This window comes from Methylobacterium organophilum (assembly GCF_022179465.1).
Classification (GTDB): Bacteria; Pseudomonadota; Alphaproteobacteria; order Rhizobiales; family Beijerinckiaceae; genus Methylobacterium; species Methylobacterium organophilum.
The window spans coordinates 1-17,403 of the sequence record NZ_BPQV01000018.1 but is presented as its reverse complement, the minus strand read 5'-3'; the positions used below and the strand labels follow the sequence as shown (position 1 = coordinate 17,403).

At 71.7% G+C, this 17,403-nt stretch carries 17 protein-coding genes; 6 read left to right on the top strand and 11 right to left on the bottom strand.

Annotated elements, in window-relative coordinates; all coding sequences use genetic code 11:
• Positions 1-4 precede the first annotated feature (4 nt).
• From tolQ to MFF21_RS22820, 7 genes are all read right to left on the bottom strand, one after another.
• Positions 5-721 carry a protein TolQ gene (tolQ, locus tag MFF21_RS22850; protein WP_238314733.1) on the bottom strand — a complete coding sequence of 239 codons (717 nt, stop codon included), beginning with the start codon at positions 719-721 and terminating at the stop codon, positions 5-7.
• 172 nt (positions 722-893) lie between these two features.
• Positions 894-1,322: a tol-pal system-associated acyl-CoA thioesterase gene (ybgC, locus tag MFF21_RS22845; RefSeq protein WP_238314848.1), complete on the bottom strand. Its 429-nt coding sequence runs from the start codon at positions 1,320-1,322 to the stop codon at positions 894-896.
• A gap of 231 nt (positions 1,323-1,553) precedes the next feature.
• Complete coding sequence (gene ruvB, locus MFF21_RS22840; protein WP_238314731.1) at positions 1,554-2,633, bottom strand: Holliday junction branch migration DNA helicase RuvB; 1,080 nt, start codon at positions 2,631-2,633, stop codon at positions 1,554-1,556.
• A 369-nt stretch (positions 2,634-3,002) separates the two neighbouring features.
• Entirely contained in the window at positions 3,003-3,500 is a 498-nt protein-coding gene (bfr, locus tag MFF21_RS22835; protein WP_238314729.1) for a bacterioferritin, read from the bottom strand.
• A gap of 49 nt (positions 3,501-3,549) precedes the next feature.
• Positions 3,550-3,825, bottom strand: a complete 276-nt coding sequence (locus tag MFF21_RS22830) for a (2Fe-2S)-binding protein (protein ID WP_238314727.1) — start codon at positions 3,823-3,825, stop codon at positions 3,550-3,552.
• 251 nt (positions 3,826-4,076) lie between these two features.
• Complete coding sequence (locus MFF21_RS22825; protein ID WP_238314725.1) at positions 4,077-4,940, bottom strand: universal stress protein; 864 nt, start codon at positions 4,938-4,940, stop codon at positions 4,077-4,079.
• Positions 4,941-5,045: 105 nt separating this feature from the next.
• On the bottom strand, positions 5,046-6,113 hold the full coding sequence (locus MFF21_RS22820; RefSeq protein ID WP_238314723.1) for an acyltransferase family protein: 1,068 nt from the start codon (positions 6,111-6,113) through the stop codon (positions 5,046-5,048).
• A gap of 218 nt (positions 6,114-6,331) precedes the next feature.
• Between MFF21_RS22820 and MFF21_RS22815 the strand changes: the two genes are divergently transcribed.
• The gene (locus MFF21_RS22815; RefSeq protein ID WP_238314722.1) at positions 6,332-7,042 is read left to right on the top strand and encodes a DUF4142 domain-containing protein; all 711 of its coding nucleotides are present in this window, start codon (positions 6,332-6,334) and stop codon (positions 7,040-7,042) included.
• 139 nt (positions 7,043-7,181) lie between these two features.
• Here the strand turns inward: MFF21_RS22815 and MFF21_RS22810 are convergent, their stop codons facing one another.
• From MFF21_RS22810 to MFF21_RS22800, 3 genes are read right to left on the bottom strand one after another with little or no spacing between them, the layout of a single operon-like run.
• A complete protein-coding gene (locus MFF21_RS22810; protein ID WP_238314720.1) occupies positions 7,182-7,868 on the bottom strand; it encodes a carbonic anhydrase in 687 nt (228 codons plus the stop codon).
• Between the two features lie 47 nt (positions 7,869-7,915).
• The gene (locus tag MFF21_RS22805; protein ID WP_238314718.1) at positions 7,916-8,452 is read right to left on the bottom strand and encodes an NUDIX hydrolase; all 537 of its coding nucleotides are present in this window, start codon (positions 8,450-8,452) and stop codon (positions 7,916-7,918) included.
• 13 nt (positions 8,453-8,465) lie between these two features.
• Entirely contained in the window at positions 8,466-9,221 is a 756-nt protein-coding gene (locus tag MFF21_RS22800; RefSeq protein ID WP_238314716.1) for a DUF429 domain-containing protein, read from the bottom strand.
• 94 nt (positions 9,222-9,315) lie between these two features.
• On the opposite strand from MFF21_RS22800, the gene dut reads away from it, so the two are divergent.
• The 5 genes from dut to MFF21_RS22775 all read left to right on the top strand — a co-directional run bounded on the left by dut (position 9,316) and on the right by MFF21_RS22775 (position 14,982).
• The gene (dut, locus tag MFF21_RS22795) at positions 9,316-9,801 is read left to right on the top strand and encodes a dUTP diphosphatase (protein WP_238314714.1); all 486 of its coding nucleotides are present in this window, start codon (positions 9,316-9,318) and stop codon (positions 9,799-9,801) included.
• Positions 9,802-9,943: 142 nt separating this feature from the next.
• Positions 9,944-11,017: an HD-GYP domain-containing protein gene (locus MFF21_RS22790; protein WP_238314712.1), complete on the top strand. Its 1,074-nt coding sequence runs from the start codon at positions 9,944-9,946 to the stop codon at positions 11,015-11,017.
• Positions 11,018-11,219: 202 nt separating this feature from the next.
• The gene (locus MFF21_RS22785; RefSeq protein ID WP_238314710.1) at positions 11,220-12,116 is read left to right on the top strand and encodes a glycosyltransferase family protein; all 897 of its coding nucleotides are present in this window, start codon (positions 11,220-11,222) and stop codon (positions 12,114-12,116) included.
• Entirely contained in the window at positions 12,113-13,045 is a 933-nt protein-coding gene (locus MFF21_RS22780) for a glycosyltransferase family 2 protein (RefSeq protein ID WP_238314708.1), read from the top strand. Before MFF21_RS22785 ends, MFF21_RS22780 begins: the two co-directional genes overlap by 4 nt.
• A 179-nt stretch (positions 13,046-13,224) precedes the next feature.
• Positions 13,225-14,982 (top strand): PAS domain-containing protein, encoded by a 1,758-nt coding sequence (locus MFF21_RS22775; protein WP_373325082.1) that lies wholly within the window; start codon positions 13,225-13,227, stop codon positions 14,980-14,982.
• 36 nt (positions 14,983-15,018) lie between these two features.
• Here MFF21_RS22775 and MFF21_RS22770 read toward each other — a convergent pair whose 3' ends face one another.
• Positions 15,019-17,064 carry an ATP-binding protein gene (locus MFF21_RS22770; protein WP_238314704.1) on the bottom strand — a complete coding sequence of 682 codons (2,046 nt, stop codon included), beginning with the start codon at positions 17,062-17,064 and terminating at the stop codon, positions 15,019-15,021.
• Between the last annotated feature and the right edge of the window lie 339 nt (positions 17,065-17,403).

The window sequence follows — 17,403 nt, the reverse complement described above, 5'->3', positions numbered from 1 at the left end:
GCGGTCAGGCGGCGAGCGAGAGGCGCTCGTCGATCTGGCGGGACAGGATGGCCGAGAACTCGTCGGCGAAGCCCTCGAGCCGCGACTGCGACTTGGCCACGGAGGCCTGGAGCTTGTTGTAGGCCAGCACCGCGGGAATGGCCGCGAACAGGCCGATGGCGGTGGCGAAGAGCGCCTCCGCGATGCCGGGGGCCACCACCGCGAGGGAGGTGTTCTTGGAGGCGGCGATCGAGGTGAAGGCGGTCATGATGCCCCAGACCGTGCCGAACAGGCCGATATAGGGGCCGGCCGAGCCGATCGAGGCCAGGAACAGCAGCTTCGAATCGAGCCGCTCGACCTCGCGCTGGATCGTCACGTCGAGCACCTTGTCGATGCGCTGGGACAGGGACTGGATCTGCCGGCCCGAGCCCTCGAAGGAGCGCTTCCACTCGCGCATCGCCGCCACGAACAGGGCGGCCAGCCCGGTGGCCGGGCGGTCGTTGAAGGAACGGTAGAGCTCCTCGAGGGAGCGGCCGGACCAGAACGCGTCCTCGAACGCGTCCATCTCGGCCTCGGTGCGGCGGAACAGCAGCGTCTTGTCGACGATGATCGTCCAGCACCAGATGGAGGCGCCGAGCAGGCCCACCATCACGATCTTCACGACGAAATGCGCCTGCAGGAACAGGCCGAGCAGGCTCATGTCCACGACGGGCGCGGCCTGCATGGCGTCGGCTGGATTCATCGGTCGCGATCCTCACACACCAAGGCCGGCCGTCGCGGCTTGTCGCAACCCGCGCTCCGATCCGGATCCTTGAGCGATATCAAAGGGGAATCGCTTCGGATTCTGTCGAAAGTAAGGGTCGCGGCGGGCGCTCGGACGGCACGCGCACGAGGAGTTTAAGCGCGCGACAGGGTTAAGGATCGGTTGCCATGCTGCGCTGCGGCGGCGTGAGCGCCCGGCGCAGGCCCTCGGGCAGGCGAATCGCCCGGCCCTCCCGCACGCAGGCGACCACGACCTCGGCGGCGACCAGGGTCTCCCCGTCTCGGCGGACCTCCTGCGCGAGCCGCATCGAGGCGCCGCGCAATTCGCTCGACCAGGTCACCACGTCGAGCACGTCGTCCATGCGGGCGGGCTTGAGGAAGTCGAGGGTCATCCGGCGCACGACGAAGACGAGCCCGTCCGCCTCCCGGTGCATCTCGGACTGGTCGCCGGCCAGCGCCCGCAGCAGCTCCGTGCGGCCCCGCTCCATGAAGCGCAGGTAGCTCGCGTGGTAGACGAAGCCCGAGAAGTCGGTGTCCTCGTAATAGACGCGGATGGGGAGGTGGTGCCTGCCCTCGCTCAGGCGGCCGTCGAGATTCGGTCCGGTCACGTTCGTCGCGTCCACGCGCGCTCCCTTGCGCTGGGTCCAAGTAGCCAGGGCCGGCCGGCGGTCAACGCCCGGGCGGGATCACGGCCGCCGTAGAAGATGCCGAGGATGGTCAGCCGATCCGGGGCGACCGTGAAGGCCACGCTCCCGCAGCGCGCTCAGCCCCTCCCGCTTGAGCGCGCGCGACGAAACGGCAGCCGGGTCCCGTCAGGCATCCGGCTCCTCGCCCGAGAACAGCCCGAACTGCGCCCCCGGATCGCGTTTGGGCTCGGCGAAGCCCATGTGGCGGAAGGCATGGGGGGTGAGGACGCGGCCGCGGGGGGTGCGCTGCACGAAGCCCTTCTGGATCAGGTAGGGCTCGATGATGTCCTCGATGGCGTCGCGGGGCTCCGACAGGGCGGCGGCGATGGTCTCGATGCCGACAGGGCCGCCGCCGAAGGAGGTCGCGATCATCGTCAGGTACTTGCGGTCCATCACGTCGAGGCCGACGGGGTCCACGTCGAGCATCTGCAGCGCCCGGTCGGCGATGGCGCGGGTCACCGTGTCCGCCTCCTCGACGATGGCGAAGTCGCGCACCCGGCGCAGCAGGCGGCCGGCGATGCGCGGGGTGCCGCGGGCGCGCTTGGCGATCTCGTTGGCCCCCTCCTCCGACATGGACAGGCCGAGTACCCGTGCGCCCCGGCGCACGATCAGCTCCAATTCGTCGATATCGTAGAATTCGAGCCGGATCGGGATGCCGAAGCGGTCGCGCAGGGGTGTGGTGAGAAGGCCCGCCCGGGTGGTGGCGCCGACGAGGGTGAATTTCGGCAGCTCGATCTTCACCGAGCGCGCCGCCGGCCCCTCGCCGATGATCAGATCGAGCTGGTAATCCTCCATCGCCGGATAGAGGATTTCTTCCACCGCCGGGTTGAGGCGGTGAATCTCGTCGATGAAGAGCACGTCGCGCTCGTCCAAGTTGGTGAGCTGCGCGGCAAGGTCCCCGGCCTTGGCGATGACCGGGCCGGAGGTGGAGCGGAAGTTCACGCCCAGTTCGCGGGCGACGATCTGCGCCAGGGTGGTCTTGCCCAGCCCCGGCGGCCCGACGAAGAGCACGTGGTCAAGGGCCTGGCCGGTCTTCTTGGCCGCCTCGATGAAGATCTGCATGTTCGCCCGCGCCGCCCGCTGGCCGATGAACTCGGCGAGCGAGAGCGGTCGGATCGACTGGTCGATGTCGTCCGTGCGCTCCTCGGGGGCGAGGAGCGGGTTGGAAGCGGGCCGTGGTTCGGGCTTGCGCCGGGACTTGCTCAAGGGTGTGCTCGGGGGCTGGCTCGGGTGTCGGGGCGCCCCTCCGGCGCCGACGGCCGTCCCGGACGCCAAGGACGGCGGCTCCCGTCCGTGTCGCATACCGGCGCCCTTCGCGCTACTTCCCCACGGGCGGCATCCGGCCGCCCTGCCCCGGCGAGGCCTTCGATGACCGGCGACACGTTGCGCGCTGGATCGCGGGCCTGGACGGGCTCGACGCCATGCTGGAACTGACGAAGCGCGCGGCGACGTTTCGGCCTGCGCGACATCGATCGCCGCGTCGTCACGCAAGAGGCCGGACGAACGAAACCCTCCGGCCCCTTGAACGTGCCGGGAGGCGACATCCCTCCCGGCAGATGGATCGACCGGGGCCGATCAGTCCTTCTCGGGGGCGATCTGCTCCAGGCCGCCGATGTGGCGCTGGGAATAGAGCGGCAGGCCGATCTTGCCGATCAGGTCGAGCTGCGTCTCGAGGAAGTCGATATGGCCTTCCTCGTCCTCGGCCAGGTGCTCGAACAGGTTCTTGGAGACGCGGTCGTTGATCGACTCGCAGTACTGGGCGGCTTCGAGATAGAGGGCGCGGGCCTCGTTCTCGGCCGCGAGATCGCACTCGATGATCTCCTGGACGTTCTGGCCGATGCGCAGCGGATCGAGCTCCTGGAGATTGGGGAAGCCTTCGAGGAACAGGATCCGGTCGATGAACCGGTCGGCGTGGTTCATCTCCTCGATGGATTCCTTGCGCCAGAACTTGGCGAGATCCACGTAGCCCCAGTCGTTCAGCATGCGGAAATGGAGCCAGTACTGGCTCACGGCCGTCAGCTCGCTGCGCAGGCCGCGATTGAGATACTCGACGACCTTCACATCGCCCTTCATACGCCACTCTCCTTAGAAGTCGGGATCGCGGCGTTGCAGACGATCCGAATCAGGCCGCGACATCCTCGGGTGTAGTTTGGAATTGGACCAAACTGCAACCGGATTCGCAACCCGTTCCGCAGGTTGCATGGCCCGCGCCGGCGCTTGCCGCCTCCGCGAGGGCGCGCTGCATGATCCCGCGGATGGTGCGGGCGCAGCGTCCGCATTTCGCGCTGCAACCCAAGCAGGCATAGACCTGGGCGGGTGTGCGCGGGCATCCGGGCCCGGGCTGGAGGCAGCCACGGACCTGTCCATCGGAGAGCACGTTACAGGAACAGACGATCATGCGGCGTTCACGAACTCGTCTCATGGCGCGAAGCGGCGTTCTGCACGCCGCTCCGGAGGCCGGCCTGGCAGCTCAAAGCGATTCCGTTCCGGGAAGCCCCCGAGGCGGCAAGGAGTTGCGCCTCTAGATTAGAACGATTAAAAAACTTCAAGCTTTTCAGCAATTTAGAGGGCTTCGCGGCCTCTGGCAACTGCGGCAATCGCGCCGTATCCACAGGGTCGGCAGGCCGGATGCCGGGGTCCTGCGCGGGATCAATGGGCCATCAGAACGGGGATCCGCGCCTCGGCCAGGATATGGGCGGTCGGGCCGCCGAAGATCATCTGGCGCAGGCGGCTCTGGGTGTACGCGCCCTTGATGAGCAGGTCGCAGCCATAGGAAGCGGCCTCGTCGAGGAAGAGCTCCCCCGGGGTGCGACGGCCCGCCGGCAGGGCACGGTGATCCGCCTCGATGCCCTCGCAGACGAGGGAGCGGGCGACATCCTCGGCGCTCGGCCCCGGCACCATGCCGCCCTCCGCGCTGAGCACGAGGACCCGCCGGGCGCGGCGCAGGAACGGCAGGGCGAAGGCGAGCGCGCGGGCGGTCTCGGTCGAGCCGTTCCAGGCCAGCACGATCGCCTCGCCGAGGGTCGTGGGCGCGGTCGGCGGCGCGAGCAGGATCGGCCGGCCGCTCTCGAACAGGGCGGTCTCGAAGGTGGTCATGCGCGGCGAGCGGTCGTCGTTGCCCGGCCGGCCGACCACGGTCGCCGAGAACAGGCGGGCATATTGCCCGAGGAAGGCGTCGCCCGGCGGCACGTCCGGGCGCCAGCGGAAGCGGGCACCGGCCTCGACGGCGGCCCGCGGGGCGCAGGACGTGCCGACCTCGCGCCGGGGCAGGCCCGCGGCTTCCATATGGGCGATGAAGCGGCTGCCCGCCGTCTCCGCCTCGGCGCGGTCGGCCTCCTCGTCCCGCAGCCAGGTCATGCCGCCGACCATGTCGACGGGGACGTATTCGGCGAGTGCCGGGCGCAGGGCCACGCCTTCGATCAGGCTGCCGAAGCGCCGGGCCACCAGCAGGGCGGTATCGAACACGGAGGGCAGCGCGTCGTGCAGGGCCACCGGGACGAGCAGGGTCTTCATGGCGGAACGCTCCCGTCTGGCGCGGTCCCGGGAAGGGAAACGCGGACTCTCGGGCCGAAGCTAAATCCGTTCCGCGGCGCGGTGAACTCGCCGCTCGCCTTGTCATCAGGATTTCGGAGGCTCGGCTTCCGGTTGCGGGTCGAGCCTCCGCCGGGCCAGGGCCGTCAGCGGGCGCTCGATCAGGAGATGGACGGCGATCGCCGCCGGCAGCGTCGCGGCGACCATCAGGACGAGGGCGCCCCAGGGCCCGAGCGCCCCGGCGAGGCCGAGCCGCAGCAGGAACTCGCGGGTGAGGCGCAGGGCGAAGGGGTGGACCAGGTAGAGGGCGTAGGAAGCGTCCCCCAAGAGCGCCGCGACCCGGATGCCGAGCGACGGCCCGCCCTCTCCCCCACGCGGGCGCCCGAGGGCGGCGGCGGCGACCAGCAGCGCCGCCGGGCCGCCCCAGAGGATCGGCCGGGCCGCGTCCGAGGGATCGCCCGCGCGCGCGAGCAGGAGGAGGCCGGCGAGGGCGAGCGCCCAGCGCATGGGATCGGGCAGCCGCAGGCCCCGAGTGCGGATCAGGGCCAGGGCCATGCCGAACACGAATTCGAGCACGATCGGGTTCGCCCAGAAGGCGAGGGGCATGGGCAGGCGGCCCGCGAGCAGGCCCGCCCCGACGAGGAGCCCAAGGATCAGCACGGTGAATCCCGCCGCCGCGGCCCGGCTCCACCCGAGCCCGAGGGCGAAGAGTGCGTAGAACAGCATCTCGTATTCGAGCGTCCAGCCGAGTCCGTAGAGCGGCAGAACCGTGCCGTCGGGGCGGGCGACCGGCCAGAACAGGAACGAGCCGATCAGAATGGCGGGGTCGCGCGCGCCGCCGCCGCCCTCCCCGCTCAAGGTGCCGGGCAGGGCCAGGGCGAGGCCGAGATAGAGGGCGGTGACGAGCCAGTAGAGCGGCACCAGCCGGGCGACGCGGTGGGCGAGGAAGCGCGCCCGCCCGCCCCGCGTCCCGTAGAGCGGCCCGGCGGCGTGGACGATGATGAAGCCGGAGATCACGAAGAAGATGTCGACCCCGGCCGGCCAGGGCAGGAGCCCGCTCGGCGTGAAGGCGGCGCCGGTGCGCGCGGCTGTGAGCATCGCCTCGTGCTGGGCATGATGCACGACGACGAGCAGGGCCGCGAAGGCGCGCAGCACCTGGACAAGCCAGAGTTTGCCAGAATTTCCTGCGAAAAAGCCAAGCTTCCTCGAACTCATTTGAAGCTCAGGCACGTCATCGCATGGATGGAGAAAGATGGAGGAACCTTCGCCGGAACGCGTCGTTGTCGGGCTGAAGTCATCTTCGCCGCCTCGACCGGTAGAGCCGGTGCGTGAGGCGATTTCGTGTGTCGATCATCCCCAAACAGAGGCTTCTGATGCTGAAGAATATTGTGTCTGCGTCGGCGCTCGTCGCGATCATGGCGACCCCGGCCCTGGCCCAGAGCTCGGGCGATTTCCGCCTGGATGCGCTGCAATCCAACGCCTACGAGATCCAGGCCAGCCAGATCGCGCTGCAGAAGACCCGCAACCCGGCCGTGCGCGCCTATGCCCGCGAGGCCCTGCGCGACCATCGCGCCGCCAACGTCGCCCTGGTCGGCGGCGACCGCAACTACGCCGCGGCCCAGGCGGCCGGCCCGGGCGATCTCGTCGGCGGCCTCGTCCAGGCGCCGCTCGCGGTGGCCGGCGGTGCGGTCGGTGCCGCGACCGGCGCGGCGGCGGGGGCCGTCGGCGGCACGCTGCAGAACGGCCCGCTCGGCGCCGTCGAGGGGGCGACCACCGGCGCGGCGCGCGGCGCCCGTACCGGCGCTGCGGTGACGGACATCGACACCACCGCCGGCACCACGGTGGTGCAGCCGAGCCCGCAGCAGCAGCAGATGCTCGTCGAGCTGGCCGCGACCCCGGCCGGCCCGCGCTTCGACCGGGCCTATGGCCGCCAGCAGGTCCAGGCCCATCAGATGACCATCAGCATGTACCAGTCCTACGCCCAGGGCGGACCGAACCCGGCCCTGCGCAACTACGCCCAGCAGGCCCTGCCGGTGCTCCAGGAGCACTATGCGGAGGCTCAGCGCCTTCCGGGCGCCCGCTGAGCGCATCGACCAAGATTGATGAAGAGACGGCGGGCCGAGGGGCCCGCCGTCTTTTTTCCATCATGCCCGGTGGGCCGATCCGGAGGCGCATCCGCCCCTCACCCCGCGCGGCGTGAGGGGCTTGCCGCGTCGGGGGATTTCAGGCGTCGCCGCAGTTGATGAGGGCGGAGGGCTTCAGGCTGCGCCCGTCCCGCTCCACCACCGACTGGAAGTCGCCGGTCTTGGGATCGAGGATGCGCAGCTCGCCCGTGGCCACGCCGAAATGCGCGCCGTGCAGCGAGAGCGCCCCCTGCTCGACGGCCTCCTTCACGAAGCCGAAGGTCATCAGGTTCTCGAGGCTCTGCTTGATCGAGGCGTATTCGAGCCGGGTCAGGTAGCCCTCCTTCTCGACGCTGTCGCCGGTCGCGGCGAGCTTGTTCGAGGCGGGCTCGACCAGGGAGACCCACTTGCCGATGAAGTTGCCCGGCGAGAGGGGCGAGGCGGAATCCGCATAGGCCTTGATGCCGCCGCAGCTCGCATGGCCCAGCACGACGATGTGCTTCACCTTGAGCGCCTGCACCGCGAATTCGAGGGCCGAGGAGGTGCCGTGATAGCCGCCGTCGCTCTCGTAGGGGGGCACGATGTTGGCCACGTTGCGGATCGTGAAGATCTCGCCCGGGCCGACGTCGAAGATCACCTCGGGGGCCACGCGGCTGTCGCAGCAGCCGATCAGCAGCACCTCGGGCGACTGCCCCTTCTTCGCCAGCGTCTCGAAGCGCTCCCGCTCCCGCGGAAGGCGTTCGCCGAGAAAGCTGCGATAGCCTTCCGTCAGCACCTCAGGAAACATGCATCACCTCCTACGCGCCGTTGCGGGCGCCATGTTCAGTCCGGGGCCTAACGCCAGCCCAGCGTGACAGGCTGCCCGGGGATGTCGCCTGCGACGAGCTGACGCGCCAGGTCCGCGAGGCCCGCCGGCTCGATCCGCTCTGCGGAGGCCGCCAGTTCGTCGAGCGTCCACCAGCGGGTGCCGCGCACGGGATTGTCCTCGGTCTCCGCCAGCCGGCTCGTGTCGATCCGGTCGTCGGGCAGGCGGACCAGGAAATAGCGCTCGAACGCGAAACGGGGCGTCTTGAACAGGCGAAAGGGGCCGTCGCAGGTGGCGACCAGGGGGCCGATCGGCGCATCGGCGACGCCGATCTCCTCCGAGAGCTCGCGCCGGCAGGCCTCTTCATGCGTCTCCCCGGCCTCCAGGCCGCCGCCGGGCATGAACCAGAAGCTCTTGAGGTCCGGCCGGGCCGGATCGATCGGGCGCACCGATTCGTACTCGATGAGCAGCAGGCGGTCGGCGGGATCGAACACCAGGGCGCGGGCGATGTCCCGCCGCGGCAGGGACGCGTCGGGCAGAGAGGGATCGGTCGGCGTCGTCGTCATGGCGGGGGCCTTATCAGGTTCCGCAGGCCGCGTCCGCAACCGCGCCGCGCAGCGCCGGCGCCCAGATCACGACGGGCAGGCCGTGGGAATCGTGCTCCGGTTCCGGCGGCAGGCGGGTGGCGCGGCCCTCGGCGATGTCGCGGGCGACGACCAGGCCGGCCAGGGCGTCGAGATGGTCGTCCCGCCCGATCCCCGGCGGTGGCGCCGAGGCGACCAACGCCTCCGGCAGGCCGGCCTCGCGCAGCAGGCCGCGCCGCTGTTCCGCCCCCTCCGCCCGCTTCTTGGAGGCGGCGAGCGCCCGGTCGCCGTTGAGGCGGAAGAAGGCCACCTCCGGATGGACCTCGTGGAGGCGGGCGCGCAGCTCCGGCCGCGCCCGCAGCAGCGCATCGACCGTGCGGATATAGGGCAGGATGTTCCAGCACTGGATCGAGAAGGCCCGCGGCGGGTCCGAGGCGAGCCGGGCGAGGCGCTTCGCCTCCTCGTAGCTGCCGGCCTCGACCGCCGACCGCGGCGGGACGGGGAACACGCTGGAGCGGCTCTTCCCGAGCAGGAGGCGCGCGGCCCGGTCCGCGGAGCGCCCGGAGGCGGTGCGCGCGGGCAGGCCGATCGGCACGTCGATCCCGACGACAATCGGCGCCTCGGCCCCGTCCAAGACGTCGGCCACCTGCGCGAATCGGGCGACGCGGAAACGCTCCGGCGCATCGAGATCGAGGAGCACCCCGGCCCAGGCGCCGCGGCATCCGTCGAGTCCCGCGATCCAGCGCGCCATGGCCCCTCCCCTCCCACGGGTTCGTCTTGTCCGTCTCGGGCGGGAAAGGTTATCGGCGCTGTCCAGGGCCTGTCCAATGGAGCCGAGCTGCCTGATGCGCGTCGCGATCCGCCTCCTCGATCCGCGCCTGCCCGGCTGGGGCTTTCCCCGGTGGGGCAGTGCCGGCTCGGCTGGGCTCGACCTGCATGCTTGCCTCGACGCTCCGGTCACACTCGCGCCCCAGGGCCCTTCCCTCCTCATCCCGGCGGGGATCTCGCTGCGCATCCGCGATCCGGACTGGTGCGGCCTCGTCTTCCCGCGCTCCGGCCTCGGCCACCGCGAGGGCCTCGTCCTCGGCAACGGCACGGGCGTCATCGACGCCGATTACGAGGGACCGCTGATGATCTCCGCCTGGAACCGCAATCCGGCCCCCGGACCCGATGAGGCGGGCCGCGGCATCGTGGTCGCGCCGGGGGACCGGATCGCCCAGCTCGTCCTCACCCGGATCGTGCGGCCGGAGATCGAGTGGCTGGAGGCGGATGCGGGCTCCGTCGACGACGGTGCCCGGGGGGCGGGCGGCTTCGGCTCGACCGGGCGCTGAGGACCCGATCCCGCGCGCGAGCGCGGAAGGCAGTGGAAGGCCGTGGGAGACGACGTCGCGCATCCTTAGTGGCCGGTTAACGGCTTTGCTTCACTCTGAGCGGCCGTGATCGGCGGGCGGGCCGGTGCGGAGCGGGGGCGCGATGTCGAGCGGCATGACCGAGGAGGACGGGGCTCCCGTCGTGGCCGTGGTGGCGTCCCAGCTGCCGGCCCAGATCGTGCAAGCCCTGCGCGGCCTCGATGGCTCGATCCGGCTCTTCACCGACATCGCCGCCGCACGGGCCGAGATCGGTGGCGGGACCTTCGATCTCGTCGTGATCGAGCAGGACCGCCCCTCCTTCGACGGCTGCGGCCTGATCCGGGCGCTGCGCGCCACCGAGACCTGCGCCCGGATGCCGATCCTGTTCGTGGCCTCGACGGGCGATCCGCGGGCGCTGCGGCGCTCGGCGCTGGAAGCCGGCGCCACCGACATCCTCGTCGCCTCCGCCGACATCCTCGATCTGCAGATCCGCCTGCGCAACCTCATCGCCCTCTCGCTCGCCCGCCGGGAGAACGAGCGGCAGGCCCGCGCCATGCACCGCACCGTCGAGCGGGCCGTGGCCGAAGCGTCGGCCCGCGAGCGCGAGATCATCCGCCGCCTGATGCTCGCCGCCGAGTTCCGCGACGACCAGGCCGGGGACCACCTCACCCGCGTCGCCGGCTGCGTCATCGCCATCGCCGAGGGCCTGGGCCTCTCCGAGGCCGAGGCCAACGACATCGCGCTGGCCTCGACGATGCACGACATCGGCAAGATCGGCATCCCCGACACCATCCTCCTCAAGCCCGGCCCGCTCACCGATGCGGAGCGGCAGGAGATGCAGCAGCATGCCCTGCGCGGCTTCCGGATGCTGAACGACAGCCCCTCGCGGCTGCTCCAACTCGCCGCCGAGATCGCCCTCACCCATCACGAGCGCTGGGACGGCAAGGGCTATCCCCAGGGGCTGTCCGGCACGGAGATTCCCCTCGCCGGCCGTATCATCGCCGTGGCCGACGTGTTCGATGCCCTCACCTCCGCCCGGGTCTACAAGCCCGCCTGGCCCCTGGAGAAGGCGCGCGACCACCTGAAGGCCCAGGCGGGCACGCATTTCGACCCCGATTGCGTCGCCGCCTTCCTGTCGCGCTGGGACGACATCGTCTGCCTCATGGAAGAGCGCCCCGCCGCGGCCTGCGCCGCCTGAACCGTGTCCTCGCCGGGCATGTCACCGTGGAATACGGGCAATTTGTGGGAAATTCTCACACTTCTGCCTTGATCGCCGGGCTGTGTGAAGGGGCCGGCTGCCCGTGCTAACCCGCGGCTGGACCGGGGGAGACGCGCCGCAAGGCGCGGATCGCTCCTCCCCGACCGCGATGTCACCCCAGGGCCGAGACGCGACCGACGCCATGATCCTCTCCGACACCGCGGTGGCCGTGGTGCTGTTTCGGCCGAGCGAGGCCCAGACCGACCGGATCGCCGAGCGGTTCGCCGGCCAGGTGCCGGGCGTGTTCGTCTTCGACAACGGCGGCACGTCCGAAAAGACGATCGACCGCCTGCTGTCGGTCCCCGGCCTGCGCTATCTCGCCCAGGGCGGCAATGTCGGCATCGCCGCCGCCCTGAACGCGGTGTTGGCGGCGGCGCGGGAGGCCGGCTTCCGCTACCTGCTGCTGCTCGACCAGGATGCCGATGCCGGCATCGAGACCCTGAAGGGCCTCCGGGCTGCGATGCTGCGCCTCGCGCTCCGGCCCGATCCCGTCGCCGTGGTCGGCCCGGCCCCCGCCCCGACCCGGGAGAGCAAGGCGCCGCGCTACCCGGGCCGGCCGGGCGTGGCGGCCCTGGGGCCTCTGCAGCCGGTGGAGTTCCTGGCGACTTCCGGCTCCCTTCTCGATCTCGCCGTGTTCGACCGCGTCGGGGCGTTCCGGGCCGACTACTTCATCGACGCCGTCGAGCTCGAATGGTGCTTCCGGGCCTGGGCGCGGGGCCTGACCTGCTGGATGGACACGGAGACGGTGATCGCCCACAGCGTGGGGCGCGGCGTGATCCGCGGGCGCCTCCTGCCCGTGGCGATGCCGCGCCAGGTGCCCTTCCGGATGGCGACCTACGTGCGCAACACCGTGTATGGCTGGCGCCTGGCCCATATCCCGGGCCGCTGGAAGCGCCGGCAGATGCTCTACCTGCCCGTCCAGATCTGGCTCTACTGGGCCGACAGCCGTTTTCGCCCCGCCATCCTCGCCCGTCTGGTCGCCGCGGCGTTCCAGGGCCTCGCCGGCCGCCTCGGCCGGCCCGCGGACGCGCCGCCGTGACGCCGCCCTCCCTCGACGTCGTCATCGTCAACTGGAACGCGGGCCCGCAGCTCGCGGCCTGCCTGGCGAGCCTCGCCGCGAGCCGGGAGGCCTCCGCCCTCAAGGTCATCGTCGTCGACAACGCCTCGAGCGACGGCTCCGTCGACGGGCTCGACGTGCCGGGCCTCGCCCTCTCCGTGATCCGCAACCGGGAGAACCGGGGCTTCGCCGCCGCCTGCAACCAGGGTGCGGCGGCGGGGCGGGCCGAGGCGATCCTGTTCCTGAACCCCGACACGATGGTCGCGCCGGACAGCCTCGTGCGTGCCCGCGCCGCCCTGTTCGCCGAGCCCGCGACGGGGGTCGTCGGCGCCCGCCTGGTCGACGAGGCGGGGCGGACGCAGCGGACCTGCGCGCGCACCCCCAGCGGTATCGGGCTGGTGGCGCAGACCCTGTTCCTCGACCGCCTCGGGCTGGCCGGATCGCATTTCATGCGGGACTGGGACCACGAGAGCCCGCGCGCCGTCGATGCGGTGATGGGCGCCTTCCTGATGATCCGCCGCCCGCTCTTCGAGAAGCTCGGCGGCTTCGACGAACGCTTCTTCGTCTATTGGGAGGACGCGGATCTGTGCACCCGCGTCGGGCAGGCGGGCTTCGCCCTGCGCCACGTGGCGGAGGCGGAGGTGCGCCATCGCGGCCAGGGCACCACCGAGGCGGTGAAGGACCGCCGGCTGTTCTACTTCCTGCGCGCGCAGGCCCTCTACGCGGCCAAGCATCACGGGCCGGCCGTGGCGCTCGCCGTGCTCGCCGCGGCGATCCTCGGCCAGATCCCGATCCGGCTCGCCCGGGCTCTCCTGAAACGCGCGCCGGAGGATCTCGGCGCGGTGCTGCGGGCCGAGCTGATGCTGCTGCGGGCGCTGCCCGGGCTGCTCCCCCGCCTGTTCCGGGCCTGAGGACGGGCGGCGACGGATCGCCGCCCCCCGCGCCCGCCCCTCCGGGAGGCGGCCGAAGGAGGGGTGGATCGGAGAAATCGTGGCCGGAGAAAGCCTTGCCGTCTTGCGCGCTCGCGTCCATGGTGCCGCCCGCCTGCGCGGGGCACGTGGGTCCTTCCGTCGGACGGGGTTGTCGAGGTTTGGAGCACGGAGCGGACCACGGTCCGAGAGCGGCAGCGGGGTTGGCCGCGCCGTCTGCGCATGCGGCCGCCTTCGCGGGGGCACGCATCGGCCTCGCCGTGGTGACGGCGGATGGCGCAACCCTTCGCGACGCCAATCCCCAGCTCTGCAGCCTGCTCGGCTATCCGCCCGGGGCGCTCGCCGGGCGTCCCTTCGCGGAGATCTTCGGCGCGCAAGATTCCCTGCCCCGCTCCGGCATCCGGCGCTGCCGGCGGGCGGACGGGGGCGCGATCGACCTGCGCCTGCGGATGTCACAGGCCGGGCCGGGTGCGGAGATCGTGCTGGTGGCCGAGGCGGTCGATCCCGACGAACTCGTGCATTCCGAGCAGAACCGCGAGGCGCTGGTGGCGGCGGGCCTCGGGGAATGGCGCTGGGACGCCGCCAACGGCACCTTCGCCCTATCCCGCCGGGCCGCCCAGATCTTCGGCTATCCCCCCGGACACTCCGTCGACGGCGAGACCCTGCGCGACCGCATCCTGCTGGAGGATCGCGAGCGCGTCCGGGCGGAGATCGCCGCGGCGACCCGGGAGCGCCGGCCCTACCGCATCGAGACCCGCTTCCGCCGGGGCGGCGACGACAGCGTGATCTGGATCGGCGTGCGCGGCCAGGCGATCTTCTCCGCCGAGGACAGCCTCACCGGCATGGTCGGGGTGGTGCAGGACCTCTCGACCCGGATGGAGGTGCAGGATGCCCTGCGCGCCCGCGAGCAGCGCCTGCGCGTCGCGACCTCGCTCGCGGCCCTCGGCATCTTCGAATGGCATCTCCTCGACGACCGGGCGATCTGGGAGAACGACCGGATGTTCGAGATCTTCGGCCGCTCGCCGGACGAGGGAGCCGTGGGCAAGGTCGAGTTCCTGTCGTCGATCCTGCATCCGGAGGATCGCAAGCCGTTCCGGCAGGCGATCTCCCGGGCCCTGCGGGAGGATGCGATCCTCTACGCCTCGGGCCGGGTGCGCCGGGGCGGCGACGGCCACTGGCGGCATATCGAGATGGCCGGCCGCTTCGAGCGCGACGCGCCCGACCGGCTGCCGCGCCGGCTGATCGGCGTCGTCGCCGACGTGACCGAGCGCAAGCTCGCCGAGGAACGCCAGACGCTGCTGATCCGCGAATTGCACCACCGGGTGAAGAACACCCTCGCCACCGTGCAGGCCATCGTCGGCTCGACGGCGCGCACCGCGACCAGCATCGAGAGCTTCTACGAGGCCTTCGTCGGCCGCATCAAATCCCTGGCGCACACCCATTCGGTGCTGACCGAGGACACCTGGCAGACCGCGAGCCTCAACGGCCTCCTGGAGAACGAGCTGCGGCCCTATGCGGAGAGCGCGGGGGCGGGATTGCCGGACACGCGGGTGAGCCTCGACGGGCCGCCGGTGGACCTGCCCTCCGAGATCGCCGTGCCGATCGGCATGGCGATCCACGAACTCACCACCAATGCCGTGAAATACGGGGCGCTCTCCACGCCCGCGGGCCGGGTGGCGGTGCGCTGGTCGCTCGCCGAAGGCGGGCCGGCGGGCACCCTCCTGTTCGAGTGGAGCGAGAGCGGCGGCCCGAAAGTCGCCCCGCCCTCCCGCCAGGGCTTCGGCTCGCGCCTGCTGCAGCGGGTGCTGACCGCCCAGGTCCAGGCGGAGATCGAGACCACCTACGAGCCCCAGGGCTTCCGCCTCTCGATGCGCGCGCCGCTGCCCGTCCGCAATGCTGCCCTGAACCCGCTGGTCTGAGGCGCCCCCCGCCCGATCGGGGCGGGCGGCGACCTCTCAGGCTGCCGCCTGCCGCCGTTCGAGCAGGGCCGGCAGCGCCCGCAGGTTGAGCGGCTTGGCCATGAAGCCGTCGAAGCCCGCCGCCATCGCGGCCATCTCGTCCTCGCGGGCGGCATTGGCCGTGAGCGCCACGAGGTGCAGCGGGGGGGTGGTTTGGGTGGCTTCGCGGGCGCGGATGCGGCGGGCGGTTTCCAGGCCGTCGAGGCCGGGCATGCGGATATCGATGAGGGCGAGGTCGAAGGGCTCCGAAGCCGCCGCGAGGCAGGCCAGCGCCTCGGCGCCGTCCCGGGCCAGGGTCACCTGCGCCCCGAGCCGCTCCAGGGCCTTGCTGGCGAGCAGGGCGTTGATGGGATTGTCCTCGGCGAGCAGCACCCGCCGTCCCGCCCCGACCTGGGACCGCGCCGCGGGCGCGGCGGGGCCGGCCGCCTTGCGCGCCTCGCCGGAGGCGGGGCCGGGCTCGAGCAGGCGGTCGAACAGGGAGCGGGCGCGGACCGGCTTGATCAGGTAGCTGTCGAAGCCCGACGCCCCAGGCGCCCCGAATTCCCGCCGGTCGAAGGGCGAGAGCAGGATCAGGCTGCAGCGCACCGCGCAGCGGGTCGCCTGGGCGGCGAGGTCGCGCACCGGCGCGTCGCCGAGGCGCCGGTCGGCGATCAGGGCGTCGAAGCGGGCGCTCTCCAGGGCGGCGAGGCCGGTGGCCGCGTCCGGCACCACCGTGGCCGAGGCGCCGGCCCGGGTGAGCCGGCGGGCCAGGAACGGCGCCTGATAGGGCGAATCGGCCACGATCAGCACCCTGCGCCCGGCCAGGCTCGGATCCGACGCGGCGGCCGGGGCCTCCTCGGCCGGGGCCAGCGGCAGCAGCACCCGGAAGGTCGAGCCGCGCCCGAGGCGGGAGGTGGCCTCGATCCGCCCGTTCATGCGCTCCACCAGCCGCTTGGTGATGGCGAGGCCGAGGCCGGTGCCCTCGTGGCTGCGGCTGGCGCTGCCGTCGCCCTGCTCGAATTCCTCGAACAGGACCGGAATGCGCTCCTCCGGGATGCCCGGCCCGGTATCCTCGATGGTGAGCACGATCCCGCTCGGGCCCGAGGCGAGGCTGACCCCGACGCCGCCGCTCTGGGTGAACTTGATGGCGTTGCCGGCGAGGTTGACCAGGATCTGGCGCACGCGGTCGGCATCGCCGACATGCAGCACCGCGGCCGCGTCGGCGAGGTCGAGGGCGATCTCAAGCCCCTTGTCCTGGGCCCGGGGCGCCAGCAGCTCGACCACGCCCTCGGCCAGCGCGGCGGCGTCGAAGGGCTCGGCGGCGAGGTCGAGCCGGCCCGCCTCGATGCGCGAGAAGTCGAGGATGCCGTCGACGAGGCCGAGCAGGGCCTTGCCGCTGGTGCGCACCGCCTCGACATAGGTGCGCTGCTCCGGGTCGAGCCCGGTCTCCAGCACGAGGTCGGCCATGCCGAGGATGCCGTTGAGCGGCGTGCGGAATTCGTGGCTGACGGTGGCGAGGAAGCGCGACTTGGCGACGTTGGCGCTCTCCGCCTTGCTCTTGGCCTCGTCGAGGGAGCGCACCGCCTCCACCCGCTCGGTCACGTCGTAGCCCGCCCGCAGGCGGTGCCGGGTGCCGTCCGGGCCGTGCACCGGCATCTCGATGAAGACGAACCAGCGCGGCACCCCGTCGACCGGCACGACGCGCTCCTCCACCTGCCGCACCCCGTCGGGGCGCAGGGTGACGGGGCCGTGCTCCAGCACTTCGAGGTCGGCCGTGGAGCCGATCAGCGCCAGGGGCTCCTGTCCGATCAGCGCGGCGAAGCTGTCGCTCGCGAAGGTGATGCGCCCCTGGGCGTCCCGCTGCACCACGGCCTGGGTCGTGGCCTCGACCAGGGCGCGGTAGCGCTCCTCGCTCTCGGTGAGGCGGGCGAGCCGGCCCTGGAGCACGTCCGCGTTGTCGGCGTGCAGGTCGAAGGGCCCGCGCCGGCGCAGAAGGAGGGCCAGGCCGAACACGAAGGCGATCACCGCGACGCTGAGGACCGCCACCACTCCCTCGAGGCTCATCCGGGATCTCCGCCGGCCCGTCGCGGGCCTGTCCCTCTCCCTTCCCAGCTTCGCATGAAGGGCAGCTTGAGAAAGAGGCTCAAGGAAGCGTCAACGGGATGCCCCAAGGCCGGCGCTCCGGCGGGCTCTCGGGCCGGCGCCCCGCCCGGCGCGGGGCGGGTGCGGAGGGTCCGGAAAGCGGCCCGACTTGATCAAGCCGCCGCGACCCTCTAAGCGGGCCGCGCCTTCGCCCGGCCCTTTCCTGGGCGAGCCTTGCTGCAAGCGAGCCAACGCTAGGGACAGACGATGGCCAAGGAAAAGTTCACCCGTTCGAAGCCGCACTGCAACATTGGGACGATT